This is a genomic window from Sphingobacterium composti, assembly GCF_009829075.1.
GTDB lineage: Bacteria > Bacteroidota > Bacteroidia > Sphingobacteriales > Sphingobacteriaceae > Sphingobacterium > Sphingobacterium composti.
The window spans coordinates 1-13892 of record NZ_WUQZ01000039.1 but is presented as its reverse complement, the minus strand read 5'-3'; the positions used below and the strand labels follow the sequence as shown (position 1 = coordinate 13892).

14 protein-coding genes are annotated in these 13892 nt (G+C 35.8%); 10 read left to right on the top strand and 4 right to left on the bottom strand.

What is annotated here, in order from left to right; genetic code table 11:
* The first annotated feature begins 324 nt into the window (after positions 1 to 324).
* On the top strand, positions 325 to 870 hold the full coding sequence (locus GOQ17_RS15620; RefSeq protein ID WP_159638919.1) for a flavodoxin family protein: 546 nt from the start codon (positions 325 to 327) through the stop codon (positions 868 to 870).
* On the opposite strand, the gene glmM is transcribed toward GOQ17_RS15620, so the two are convergent.
* Entirely contained in the window at positions 863 to 2248 is a 1386-nt protein-coding gene (glmM, locus tag GOQ17_RS15615) for a phosphoglucosamine mutase (protein WP_159638917.1), read from the bottom strand. The genes GOQ17_RS15620 and glmM overlap by 8 nt on opposite strands.
* A gap of 192 nt (positions 2249 to 2440) precedes the next feature.
* Here glmM and GOQ17_RS15610 point away from each other — a divergent pair, with 192 nt between their 5' ends.
* From GOQ17_RS15610 to GOQ17_RS15590, 5 genes are all read left to right on the top strand, one after another.
* The gene (locus GOQ17_RS15610) at positions 2441 to 3031 is read left to right on the top strand and encodes a phosphatase PAP2 family protein (protein WP_159638915.1); all 591 of its coding nucleotides are present in this window, start codon (positions 2441 to 2443) and stop codon (positions 3029 to 3031) included.
* Between the two features lie 7 nt (positions 3032 to 3038).
* Complete coding sequence (locus GOQ17_RS15605; RefSeq protein ID WP_159638913.1) at positions 3039 to 3947, top strand: ZIP family metal transporter; 909 nt, start codon at positions 3039 to 3041, stop codon at positions 3945 to 3947.
* Positions 3948 to 4141: 194 nt separating this feature from the next.
* Complete coding sequence (locus GOQ17_RS15600) at positions 4142 to 4381, top strand: FeoA family protein (RefSeq protein WP_149914229.1); 240 nt, start codon at positions 4142 to 4144, stop codon at positions 4379 to 4381.
* On the top strand, positions 4381 to 6483 hold the full coding sequence (feoB, locus tag GOQ17_RS15595) for a ferrous iron transport protein B (RefSeq protein ID WP_159638911.1): 2103 nt from the start codon (positions 4381 to 4383) through the stop codon (positions 6481 to 6483). The genes GOQ17_RS15600 and feoB overlap by 1 nt, the downstream gene beginning before the upstream one ends.
* A gap of 6 nt (positions 6484 to 6489) precedes the next feature.
* Positions 6490 to 6648 carry a FeoB-associated Cys-rich membrane protein gene (locus GOQ17_RS15590; RefSeq protein WP_159638909.1) on the top strand — a complete coding sequence of 53 codons (159 nt, stop codon included), beginning with the start codon at positions 6490 to 6492 and terminating at the stop codon, positions 6646 to 6648.
* 54 nt (positions 6649 to 6702) lie between these two features.
* On the opposite strand, the gene GOQ17_RS15585 is transcribed toward GOQ17_RS15590, so the two are convergent.
* Positions 6703 to 7284, bottom strand: coding sequence for a YceI family protein (locus GOQ17_RS15585; protein WP_159638907.1), 582 nt, complete (start codon positions 7282 to 7284; stop codon positions 6703 to 6705).
* 9 nt (positions 7285 to 7293) lie between these two features.
* Positions 7294 to 9426 (bottom strand): S9 family peptidase, encoded by a 2133-nt coding sequence (locus tag GOQ17_RS15580; RefSeq protein ID WP_236537176.1) that lies wholly within the window; start codon positions 9424 to 9426, stop codon positions 7294 to 7296.
* A gap of 216 nt (positions 9427 to 9642) precedes the next feature.
* Here GOQ17_RS15580 and GOQ17_RS15575 point away from each other — a divergent pair, with 216 nt between their 5' ends.
* From GOQ17_RS15575 to recA, 4 genes are all read left to right on the top strand, one after another.
* Positions 9643 to 11268, top strand: coding sequence for a S8 family peptidase (locus GOQ17_RS15575; RefSeq protein ID WP_159638905.1), 1626 nt, complete (start codon positions 9643 to 9645; stop codon positions 11266 to 11268).
* 71 nt (positions 11269 to 11339) lie between these two features.
* Positions 11340 to 11519, top strand: coding sequence for a hypothetical protein (locus tag GOQ17_RS15570; protein ID WP_159638903.1), 180 nt, complete (start codon positions 11340 to 11342; stop codon positions 11517 to 11519).
* A gap of 70 nt (positions 11520 to 11589) precedes the next feature.
* Positions 11590 to 12258: an endonuclease III gene (nth, locus tag GOQ17_RS15565; protein ID WP_159638901.1), complete on the top strand. Its 669-nt coding sequence runs from the start codon at positions 11590 to 11592 to the stop codon at positions 12256 to 12258.
* 108 nt (positions 12259 to 12366) lie between these two features.
* Positions 12367 to 13392 carry a recombinase RecA gene (gene recA / locus GOQ17_RS15560; RefSeq protein ID WP_159638899.1) on the top strand — a complete coding sequence of 342 codons (1026 nt, stop codon included), beginning with the start codon at positions 12367 to 12369 and terminating at the stop codon, positions 13390 to 13392.
* Between the two features lie 212 nt (positions 13393 to 13604).
* On the opposite strand, the gene GOQ17_RS15555 is transcribed toward recA, so the two are convergent.
* The coding region (locus tag GOQ17_RS15555; protein WP_159638897.1) for a transposase at positions 13605 to 13892 on the bottom strand (288 nt) is incomplete at its 5' end.

Below are 13892 nucleotides of genomic sequence, written 5' to 3'. Positions count from 1 at the left end.
ACGTGAACTTTCTCTCCATATACCTGTCGAATATACAGCGGGATGTTTCGGATAGTTTCGGGCTTTGTCTTGTTATGCAGACTCACCCACATCCAACTGCCTAATTCGCTTCCTGTACGTCAGGCCACAGATTTACCGCCGGCTTCCTTCAGATTCCTCCTCACGAAGGACACCCTTGCCTTAAGTTAACGTTTCCCACTATCAAGGCACGTTCGGGACTTACACCCTAGAGTTCACGCACATGCCGGGCGCACATAAGAAAAGCCCTATCAAAATTTTTGATAGGGCTTTGTTGTCTTACTATAATGATTTATTATTAGTATAATGACAGATAAAAGGTACATAGTCGCTATTCTTTTTGGAAGTTCAAACAATCAAGGAAATACATACAATATTGCTCAGTCAATTGCTGATAAACTAAATGTAAAAATCTATAATTTAGCTGAATATAATATATCAAATTTCGATTATACACATCAAAATAAAAGCGATGATTTCTTTCCATTAATTAAAGAACTGATTGAAAATTACGATACCATTATTTTTGTCACACCAGTCTACTGGTATGCGATGAGTGCCATTATGAAAACCTTTTTTGACAGAATATCAGACCTTTTGACCATTGAGAAGGTCTTGGGAAGAAAGTTGAGAGGTAAGAAAGTAATTTTTGTTACTTCCTCAATAGGCAATCACTTGGATGATGACTTTTGGATTCCTATAAAAGCCACGTGCAATTATTTAGGCATGAACTTCTCCTTAGGAATGCATTGCATAGAAGATAAAATCTCAGCAAATCAACTAAATAAAATTGCGGAGAAGATAGAAGAAATTAAGCCTTCCAATTTGGAAGGCTTAATTTCTTCTATTTAGAGATAATCTCTTGCATTTCATTCATGATTTTCTGTGCAATTGCTTCTGCGGCTTCAGGCGTAGGTCCTTCCGAATAAATACGAATTATCGGTTCTGTATTTGATTTGCGTAAATGCACCCATTCGTTTTCGAAATCAATTTTCAAACCATCAATAGTTGTATGATTTTCGTGTGCATATTTCTTTTGCATCGCATCTAATAATCCATCAATATCCAATTCTGGTGTCAACGTGATTTTATTTTTTGACATGTAATATTGAGGTAATTCTGCGCGGTATTCTGACATTTTCTTACCCAATTTTGCTAAGTGCGACAACAAGATAGCCACACCAACCAAAGCATCGCGACCGTAGTGGGAAGCAGGATAGATAACACCACCATTACCTTCGCCACCAATAACCGCATTGACTTCTTTCATTTTGGCTACAACATTTACCTCTCCTACCGCAGCAGCAAAATATTCACCACCATGTTTCAACGTCACATCACGCAATGCACGAGTCGATGAAAGGTTAGAAACGGTATTACCTTTTTGTTTTGAAAGAATATAATCCGCCACAGCCACTAATGTGTATTCCTCACCGAATAATTCGCCATCTTCCATCATGAAAACCAAACGGTCTACATCTGGATCAACAGCAATACCTAAATCTGCACCATTTTCTAAAACCGCAGCAGATAAATCCGTCAAGTGCTCTTTCAATGGTTCCGGATTATGAGGGAATTTGCCGTTCGGGTCACAGTGAATTTTGAAAATCGTTTGTACGCCTAAAGCCTCTAATAAAGCTGGAATAAAAATACCGCCTGTACTATTTACAGCATCCACCGCAACTTTGAAATTCGCATTTTTGATAGCTTCTACATCTACATATTCCAATGCTAATACAGCATCGATGTGCTTTTGCAAATAAGAGTCATCATTAATTACTTTGCCCAGATCTTGTACTTCTGAAAAGTCAAAATCCAAACTTTCGCCTAACGCCAACACTTCTTTTCCTTCTACGTCCGAAATGAATTCGCCTTTTTCGTTTAACAATTTCAATGCATTCCATTGACCTGGATTATGCGAAGCAGTTAAAATAATACCACCAGCTGCATTTTCTAGAGGAACAGCGATTTCGACAGTAGGAGTTGTAGACAAACCAAGATTGATAACTTCAGCGCCTATACTTTGCAAAGTACCTACGACCAAATTACTCACCATTTCTCCAGACTCTCGCGCGTCACGTCCCAAAACGATTTTTTTATTACCGGACTTGCTTATTAAAATTTTACCAAATGCAGCCGTGAATTTTACGATATCAATTGGTGTCAGTCCTTCCGAGGCTCTACCACCTATGGTACCACGGATTCCAGAAATGGATTTTATTAAAGTCATAATGATTTTTCAAAAGTTTATTGATTTGTAAAAATAAGACATTATAAAAAAATGTCAAGTTTATATTCCTAAATAATCGTAAAAAACCTACCTTTGTTGCAACTTTGTGTATTTTAGAAAAATAAAGTTACTCTATTTTACTTATAAATAAGTATTTTAGCTTCTACTAATACATAAACCGAAAGCAAACATATGTTACAACAGATAATAGATTTAGACAAGGAAATATTTTTGGCTATCAATCAAGGATTGAGCAATCCAGTATTTGATTGGTTACTTCCAATATTAAGAAATCCATTTACTTGGGCTCCCTTATATTTGTTTCTAATCATATTCTTTATCAAACATTACGGCAAGCTAGGCATCTTAATCGTCGTTGCAACTCTAATGAATTTTGGTATTTCGGATGCTGTATCGTCGCATTTGATTAAGAAAAATATAAAACGTATTCGTCCTTGCAATGATATTGAATTTAAGCATGAGGTTAACGTCCGCGTGAGATGTGGTTCGGGCTACAGTTTTACAAGTTCGCATGCTACAAATCATTTTGCAATGGCATTCTTTTGGATTGTATTATTCCGTCGCAAATGGCGTCACACCTTATGGCTGTGTATCCTTTGGGCTGCTGCTATATCATTCTCCCAAATATACGTCGGCGTACACTATCCTTTCGATATACTCTGCGGTGCATTATTGGGTATGACTATTGGGCTTACATCTGGCTATTTATTCAACAGGTTCGTCCCCTCCTTTTTAGAAAACAAACAAAATTTAACAACATAATAATTTTATGAGTCCAATCCTTATTATTGCTATACTCTTTGTATCGGCATTCATTGCAGGTTTAGCCGTATTTTTTGTAAAACGCGATAATACAAATTACCTAAAACTAATTTTATCTTTCAGTGGAGCTTATTTATTTGCTATTACTGTTTTGCACTTGATTCCCCACGCTTATCACGATGGTACTACAAGCCCCGAAGTAATTGGCTTGTATATATTAGGAGGTTTCATTTTTCAACTTTTACTAGAACAATTCTCCCAAGGTATTGAACATGGACATATTCATCATCATGAAAATGCTGGATTCCCATTAGGAATCATGGTAAGTTTGTGTTTGCATGCTTTCTTAGAAGGTATGCCATTGGTTGCCGGACATCAAAGTCAATTGGTATTCGGTATTGCGATTCACCATATTCCAGCTGCTTTTGCTTTGGGTAGTTTATTGCTTAATACCCGTCTTAATAAACAAACTATCACTATCATGTTGTTTATTTTTGCTGCGATGACTCCACTTGGATTCTTGACAAGTAAATTTTTGAGCGATGGAGAAGTGAGCAATATTGCACAGCATTTTGATAAAATAATGGCTGTGGTTATTGGTATCTTTTTACATATTTCAACTACCATATTATTTGAATCCGGTTCTGCTGATCACCATCATTTCAATAAGAAAAAAATGGCTGCAGTGTTTTTAGGAATTGCTTTGTCCCTAACAACATTCTTATTTCCAACTCATGACCACAGTCATGGTGGACATGGTCACAGCCACGATCATTCGCATGATGGTCACAATCATCACGAACATCATGACCATAATCATGACCACTCACACGATAACCACAATCATGATGGACATGACCATAATCATGGAGACCACGAGCATGATCACGACGAACATGAAGGTCATAGTCATTAATATGATTTAAGAAATATAGAATGTCCAAATTTCAATAACATGAAATTTGGACATTTTTATTGTACTGTATTACAGAAGTCTTATTTTTAATAATTCTAAATAATACAACAAATTTTTGACACAAAGTCTAACCGCCTCTCAGCCTATTTTAAGTACCTTTGATTTTTAAAATCGATATTATTCAAACATATACTATGCAAAATAAAGTTTCACTAGATAAGCTTAGCAAAAATGATGAAGCCGTAATAGATTCCTTTCTTAACGATTCATTGCCCGCTAAATTTTATGAATTAGGTTTTGCGCCAGGGTCTACCATTAAGATAAAACACAAAGCACCTTTTGATGGTCCGGTATGCATCCAAATAAAACACGACGATTCTTTAATAGCTATTCGCAAATCTGAAGCAGCTCTAATCTTAGCTAACAAAATATAATGACAAAAAAGACAATAGCGCTACTGGGGAATCCCAACGTAGGAAAAACTTCTCTTTTCAATAGAATAACGAAACTTCACCAAAAAGTGGGTAATTACCCAGGTATCACGGTTGAAAAAAGACAAGGAACCGTACATGCTAATGGTCAGGAATATTCCATCATAGATTTACCAGGTACTTATACCCTATTTCCGAACTCTTTGGACGAAGAAGTAGTACTTAAAACATTGCTACAAAGAGACAACCAAGATTATCCAGAACTTGTCGTTGTCGTATCAGAACCTAGTACTTTAAGTCGTGGTATCATCATTTACCAACAAGTCCGTGAGATAGGATTGCCAGCCATTTTCGTTATTAATATGGAGGACGAAATTTCTGACAAAGGCTTAAATATTGACTACAATCAATTAGAACAGTACCTAAAAACGAAAGTTTATAAAACGAATGCACGCACAGGCAAAGGTATTGATGAACTTATAAAAGGATTTAATCAAGAAGTAGGTCCTTACTTTGGTGCTGTTGATTTACCATCAAAATATCAAGAAGCTATCCAAGAAGCTAAAAAGCTATTTCCTCTAGATACGGAATACAAAACTTGGCTTCATTTGGCACTTGATAGCCAAAACACTATTTCTTCAGCGAACGCTGATAACCTAAAATCAATAAGAGATAAGTACCAAATCACCTCACAACAACTCCAAAAAGATGAAGCAATTATTCGTCATGATGCTGTGCAGCGTGAATTGGAAAATATTGTAACCAAGTCTGAAAATAAAAAGTTCTCAGCAACAGAACAAGTTGATAATATTTTATTACATCCTGTCTTCGGCTACGTCATATTCTTCGGAATTTTGTTCTTAATATTCCAAGCAATATACAGCTGGTCAGGTCCATTGATGGATTGGGTGGATGGTTCTTTTGCTTCATTGGGCGAATTTGTTGGCGATAATTTCACAGCTGGTCCACTTAATGATTTGATTGTAAATGGAATTATCGCAGGTATCGGCGGTATTGTGATTTTCTTGCCACAGATTATTATTCTTTTCCTATTTATCTCCCTAATGGAAGAAACGGGCTATATGTCTCGTGTTGTATTCTTGATGGATAGATGGTTAAAACCTTTCGGATTGAATGGTAAATCTGTTATTCCATTGATGTCGGGTGTAGCTTGTGCTATTCCAGCGGTAATGTCTGCACGTAATATTGAGAATCCAAAAGAGCGTTTGCTTACGATGTTGGTCACGCCTTTTATGACGTGTGCTGCTCGATTACCTATTTATATTGTGATCATAGGATTAGTTATTCCCGAAACAGAAGTTTTAGGTTTCAACCTGCAAGGTATTACACTATTCGGAATGTACATATTAGGAATTTTAGGCGCTTTATTTTCGGCACTAGTTCTCAATAAGATCATTAAATCTGTTCGTAATTCTTTCTTAATTTTTGAATTACCTACCTACAAGGCACCTGATTTCAAAAACGTATTGAATACGGTTTGGGAAAAATCATTAGGTTTCTTACTAGGTGCAGGTAAGATTATTTTGGCAATTTCTATTATCCTTTGGGTATTGGGAAGCTTTGGGCCGAATGACCGTTTTTCAAACCCTGAAAAATACATTGCGATAGAAAAACCAGAACTTTCTGAAGAGGAAATCGCAAATGAAGTGTCGGCTTATCAAGTGGAGTATTCTTACCTAGGTTATTTGGGAAGAGGAATAGAACCCGTGATTCGTCCTTTGGGATACGATTGGAAAATAGGTATTGGTTTGATTGCATCGTTTGCTGCACGTGAAGTGTTCGTCGGAACTGTGGCTGTGGTGTATTCATTGGGTGCGGATCTGGATATCGAAGATGACGACCAGAAACAAACGCTTTTTACGCGAATGAAATCTGAAGTCAATAAAAATACGGGTAAACCAACATACAATTTCGCAACAGGAATATCGTTATTATTATTTTATGCATTTGCAATGCAATGTATGGCCACTATCGCGGTTGTTCGTAAAGAGACAGGTTCTTGGAAGTGGACAGCGATTCAAGCAGGTTTTATGACTGGATTGGCTTACATCGCAGCGCTTATTGCATACCAACTTTTAAAATAGAATACTATGTCGTTAACAATTCAATATATCATTATCGCTATCATATTTATTATGGCAGTGTATACATTGATTCGAAAATTTTGGCCTAACAAATCCAAATCACAAAGTGGATGTGGACAAGGCTGTGGTTGTGAGTTGACCAAGAAAAATGCTAATAACATATAAACAGAAATGGCTGCAAATAATTTGCAGCCATTTCTGTTAAAACTCGTAGTGAGATTATTTCTTCTCGCCTACTAAAGTAATATCCAATACAAAATTATCTTCGATTGCACCATCACCCAAACCTGAGAAGATACTTCCAGATTTATACTTTACATCATATAAAGTACGATTTACTTTTACGCCTGTAGCTTTAGCCACAACGACATTTTGTCCGTAAGTTATTTCTGCTGGAAAAGATAAATCCTTAGTTATTCCCTTGATAGTTAACTTACCATAAATCTGCGCTACATTTTTTTCTGTCTTTACTGAAGTAATCACAAAAGATCCTGTCGGAAACTTTTCTACATCAAAAAAATCAGGATTTTTCAAATGTGCTACAAGTCTTGAAGGAGCTTTTTCGGAGGCAATTGATGTTGCATCCATAATTACTTCTCCAGATTTTAATTGTTTATTAGCAAAACCTAAAGAACCTTTAGAAACTAAGATAGTGCCTTCTGTATTTCCACCGACAATTTTCTTCCCTGCCCATTTTACCAATGACTTACTCGGATTCACAGTGAAAGTCTCTGTCTTTTGCGCATAAGCAAATACAGTCAACAATGTAAAGACAATAACTAAGATTTTATGTTTCAACATATACTTATATTATTTAGTAATTCCTTCTAATTTTAATATAAATGCCCACTCCAATGCTTGGTCTTTCAAGTAATCAAATCGTCCTGATGCACCGCCATGACCGAAGTCCATATCCGTTTTTAACAAGATTACATTATCACCTTTTTTCTTCGTTCTCAATTTGGCAACCCATTTTGCAGGTTCAAAATATTGAACTTGACTATCATGCAACCCTGTAGTCACCAATAAATTTGGATATTCTTTCTCCTCAATATTTTCATATGGAGAATAAGATTTCATGTATTCGTACGCCTCTTTATTGTTAGGATTCCCCCATTCGTCATACTCATTTGTTGTCAAAGGAATTGTCTCATCCAACATAGTATTTACCACATCCACAAAAGGAACTGCAGCAATCACTCCATTCCAAAGGTCTGGAGCCATATTTATCACCGCACCCATCAAAAGTCCTCCAGCACTACCGCCTTCAGCATATAGATGTCCTTTAGAAGTGTATTTATTTTCAATCAAATATTTACCACAATCGATGAAATCCGTGAATGTATTGATTTTCTTCATCATCTTTCCATCTTCATACCATTGACGTCCCATCTCTTCACCACCACGAATATGTGCTATTGCATAGATAAATCCTCTGTCCAATAATGACAAACGTATAGAGCTAAAAGTTGGGTCCATCGATGAGCCATACGAACCATATGCATAAAGGTATAATGGTGCAGAACCATCTTTTTTAGTACCCTTTTTATATACTAAGGAAATCGGAACCTTTGTACCATCAGTTGCTGTTGCAAAAGTTCTTTCCGTCACATAATCCTCCGCATTATAACCTCCTAAAACCTCTTGTTGTTTTAGCAAAGTCTTTTCTTTAGTCTTCATATTGTAATCGAAAGTCGAAGAAGGCGTTACCATCGATGTATAGCCATAGCGCACCACATCTGTATCATATTCTCTGTTCACACTTGGATAAACCGTAAAAGCAGCTTCGCCAAAGTCCAAATCATGAACAGAATTATCTACCAAGCTGCGGATTGAAAGATTCGTTAAGCCATTTTTGCGTTCCGAAACAACCAAAAATTCTTTAAACTCATCGATTCCTTCGATTAACACATCTGCGCGATGTGCAATAAAATCTTTCCAATTATCTTTTGTAGTCTTATCTAAAGGAGTTTCGACGATTTTGAAGTTTATGGCCCCATCAGCATTTGTACGAATTAAGAATCTATCCGCCAAAGGTGTCACCGAATACAAAACATCTTTCATTCGTGGCTGAAACACCTTGAAATCTGCATTTGGTGTTTCCGACGGCAAGTATCTGATTTCAGTACTCATTGTGTTTTGAGATTGAATGAAAATGTATTTCCCGTCTTTGGACTTCCCTACGCCTATATAATTCGTATTATCCTTTTCATCATACACTACAACATCTTGTTTTGAATCCGTACCCAATGTATGTCTTTTAATTTTTTCAGATAAAAGCGTAACAGGATTCTTTGAAGTGTAAAACAATGTTTTATTATCTGCAGCCCATGTTGCTCCCCCACTTGTACGTTCGATTCTATCTTGCAAAATTTCGCCAGTTTCGAGGTTCTTAATATGCAACACATATTCTCTACGAGAAACTTCATCCACACCAAACACTAATAACTTGTTGTCCGGACTCACCGAAGCTCCACCAATCGCATAATACGGTTTACCTTCAGCCATTTTATCAACGTCCAATAAAATTTCTTCTGGAGCGTCTAGAGAACCCTTTTTACGACAATATTTATAATACTGTTTACCTTCTTCTGTACGATTGTAATAATAATAGCCATTGTAGAAATACGGAACAGACTCATCTTTCTCCTTGATGCGCGCTTTCATCTCCTCGAAAAGTTGTTGCTGAAAATCTTCTGTTCCAGCCATCATTTGTTTTGTGTACGCATTTTCCGCATCCAAGTATTTGACCACATTCGTAGAATCTGGACCTTTCTTGAAAAAGTCATTCAACCAATAATAGTTGTCTACGACAGTATCACCATGAATTATACGTGTGTGCGGTTTGATGTCCGCGACAGGTGCCTGTGCTTCAGGCCAAGTGATAGGAGATTTTTCTGCTTTTGGAGAACAAGAAACTGCTGCCATACTTAATATTATCATCCAATTATTTTTTGAGGCTAACATAGTTAAAATATTAGGTGTTATAAATTTTCTTTATATTTTATATATTTAACACTAATTACGTGTTACAAGTTAGGAAAAAAGATAATTATTAAATTGCAATATTTACATTACAACTAATCTTTTACCATTTTTTAACGTCTCACTACAACAATAATAGCATTATATTTGTACATTATTTTTATATAAACACATATGCGTAAAACAAAACTCTTTATTGCCTTACTTGGAATAGGAATATTGCCACTCTCAGGTATAGCACAAGATAAAAAAGATAAAGCACCCGCTAATTGGTACAATCTGGATTATAAAACTGATGGCATTATGGGCGTTAGTACGGAGAAAGCTTATGAACTTTTAAAGGGAAGAAAAGCATCGCCAGTTATTGTTGCTGTCATTGATGGAGGTGTGGATGTGTTCCATGAAGATCTGAAAGACGTGTTATGGATTAATAAAAAAGAATCCAACAAAAATGGCAAGGACGATGATAACAATGGTTATATTGATGACAAATATGGCTGGAATTTTATTGGAAATGCCAATGGCGAAAATGTGAATTATGACAACCTTGAGGTAACACGCTTGATTGCAAAGTACGACCCAATATACGCTTCGGTATTACCTAGCACTAAATTAAATGAAGCTCAACGTCGTGAATTCGTCGCTTATCAAAAAATGATTTCGGATTATACATCAAAATATGATGAAGCAAATTTTGGTAATACGAATTATGGTAGGCTTAAAATGAATGTAGACAAATTGGTCTCAGAAATCGGTAAGGAGCCTAAAGATATTACAAAAGCTGATATTGATAATTACAAATCAGAAAATAGAGATATTAAAACTGCACTTTCTGTTATTAAACGAGCAACTGAGAAAGATTCGTTTGAAAAATTTTACGAGGATATTAAGGATGCTGATGAATATTACAGTGCACAGATTAAGTATCACCTGAATAAAGAATTTGATCCGCGTCATATTGTAGCAGATAATTATGAAGATGCTACGGAAAGATATTACGGAAATCCTGATGTGAAAGGCCCTGACGCAGGTCATGGTACACACGTAGCAGGTATTATCGCAGCTAAACGTAATAACAATATTGGTATTAATGGTGTCGCAGATAATGTTCAAATCATGTCATTACGCGTAGTACCAAATGGTGATGAGCGAGATAAAGATGTAGCTAATGGTATTCGCTATGCAGTAGACAATGGTGCAAAAATCATTAACATGAGTTTTGGTAAAGGTTATTTTTACAATAAGGAAGTTGTTGATGAGGCAATTCGTTATGCGCAGGAAAAAGACGTATTGTTAGTTCATGCAGCAGGTAACGATGCCAAAGATATTGATATCAACCCTAATTATCCGACAAAATATTTTACAAATAAAGATAATGCCGTAACTGGTGAGGCGAATAATTATCTAACTGTAGGCGCTACATCTTGGAAATTAAATGATGAACTTTTAGCTAGTTTTTCAAACTTTGGCTATAGATCTGTAGATGTATTTGCTCCTGGTGTAGAAATCAACTCGACAATGCCTGAAAACAAATACAAAGAGCAACAAGGAACAAGTATGGCTGCTCCAGTTGCATCGGGTGTAGCAGCATTATTAAGGTCGTATTATCCACAGTTATCTGCCAAAGAAGTAAAAGATATCATTATGAAATCTGTGACTAAAGTTGATCAGAAAGTAAAAGTTAAAAAAGATGGCAGTACCAAAAAAGTATACTTGGATGAAATATCCGTTAGTGGTGGTATCGTAAATGCTTATAATGCAATCGTAGAAGCTAATAATTATATTAATTCTAAAAAGTAAAAAAAAGTTAAATTTTTTACAATAAAGCGATTGATGCTACGTTTATATAGTAAACAAATAATCAATTGCTTATGGTAGAAAATTTTACTCAAACAGAAGACTTAGTAACTTACACAAACGAAGTAGATACAAAAATTGAAGATATATTTGAAGTAAAGCTAAAAGAAGAAATTCAAAATTTAGTATTAGAACCAAAACAATCTGTGATTGATAGTATTCTTCAATATTCTAAAACGTTTAGTAAGATATAAAACGCAAAGTCTCTAAAATTTAGAGACTTTGTTGTTTTTCATACATAATGTATAAAGCTTATCTTTGTATATGTTGAAAAAAGACAGATACAAAGCTTTTGTAGAATACTTTTCTACGCACAATCCTGATGCACAAACAGAATTACATTATAGTAACCCATTTGAATTATTGATTGCTGTGATACTTTCCGCACAATGCACGGACAAACGTATCAATCAAGTCACACCAGCATTATTCGAGCGATACCCAACACCAGAGTCATTAGCAGAAAGCTCTGTCGAAGAAGTTTTTTCTTATATCCGATCTGTAAGTTACCCCAATAATAAAGCCAAACATTTGGTTGGCATGGCACAAAAACTTTTATCCGAATTTAGCGGTATAGTTCCCGAGAAAGTTGAGGATTTGGTTAAGCTACCTGGTGTAGGTCGCAAAACTGCAAATGTAATTTCATCAGTAGTTTATGATAAACCCGCTATGGCTGTTGATACACATGTATTCAGAGTTAGTAATCGTTTGGGACTTACCACAAGAGCCACTACGCCCCTAGCAGTCGAAAAACAGCTTGTAAAATTTTTACCGATTGATACCATCAAAATTGCACATCATTGGTTGATATTACATGGAAGATATATTTGCTTAGCGCGTAAACCTAAATGCGAAGAATGTCCAATTACACATTTTTGCAAATATTTTGAAACTACACACAAAGCAAAAGTTATCAACACAGTAGTCCAATAAGCAAATTTCGTCGTATTTTTAATAAAGAATAACAAAACTAATTTTTTTAGCAAAAAGTTTTGTAAACAAAAAATATAATCTTACTTTTGAAACATTAATACTAAAAATATGAGCAACTCAGATAAATTAAAGGCGTTACAGCTTACTCTAGATAAATTAGAAAAATCATATGGTAAAGGTACCATCATGAAACTAGGCGATTCGGCAGTAGAACCTATTGAAGCTATCTCTACGGGCTCTTTGGGCTTGGATATCGCATTAGGCATCGGTGGTGTACCTAAAGGACGTATCATTGAGATTTATGGCCCTGAATCATCGGGTAAAACAACATTAGCTACACATATCGTCGCTGAAGCACAGAAAAAAGGCGGTATTGCAGCGATTATTGATGCGGAGCACGCTTTTGACAAATATTACGCTCAAAAGCTAGGTGTCGATGTAGAGAACTTATTAATCTCACAACCTGACAATGGTGAACAAGCTCTTGAAATTGCCGATAATTTGATTCGTTCAGGCGCAATTGATGTAATTGTTATTGACTCAGTAGCTGCGTTAGTGCCTAAAGGCGAGATAGAAGGCGAAATGGGTGATTCAAAAATGGGTCTTCAAGCCCGTTTGATGTCTCAAGCATTACGTAAGTTAACAGGTACAATTTCCAAAACAAATTGTTGTTGTATATTCATCAACCAATTACGTGAGAAAATTGGTGTAATGTTTGGTAACCCAGAGACAACTACAGGTGGTAATGCGTTGAAATTCTATGCTTCTGTACGTTTAGATATTCGTCGTACATCACAAATCAAAGATTCTGATGAAGTATCGGGTAACCGTGTAAAAGTAAAAATCGTTAAAAATAAAGTTGCTCCTCCATTCCGAATTGCAGAATTTGACATTATGTTTGGTGAAGGTATCTCAAAAGTCGGTGAAATCATCGACTTAGGTGTAGAATACAACATTATCAAAAAAGCAGGATCATGGTTTAGCTATGGCGATACAAAACTTGGACAAGGACGTGACGCTGTTAAAAACTTATTGTTAGATAATCCTGATTTATCAGATGAACTAGAAGCTAAAATCAGAGCTGAAGTAACAGGTGAAGCCCTAGAGCAGGCTAATCTGAATGATGGAGAATAAATAATTCTTAATATGCTGTATACAGGGCTTTTCAATATTTTGGAAAGCCCTGTATTGTTTATTAAATTAATGTAATTTAAAGTACTTTCGAATTAAGTAGCAAGGAATATCCAGTCTAGTTTATAATAAAACTGAACGGATATTAATAATAATTATTAAATAACGTATTCTAGGTTTCTCATATATCCAAATTTAATTCAAAAAAAGTTTTTTTAAGCAGCTTTTCTATAATTATCCACATACATTACTCCTCGTTTTACTAGGGCGAACATCCGTAAAATCAACTTGAACTTGACATTGTTCAATACCAGTGGGTAGGCTTTATCTTTAAGCTTCCTTTCTGCATATGCGTTGAGTTCCGAGTCGTGGGGCATAGCTGCTTGATTGAGCTCATTCTTTAGTTCTTTGTGAGCGATATGGCTTACCCGCTTTGGTCCCTTAATACTGGAGCCTGAGGTGTGCTCAAAAGGGATCACGCCAACATATACCGCATATTTTCG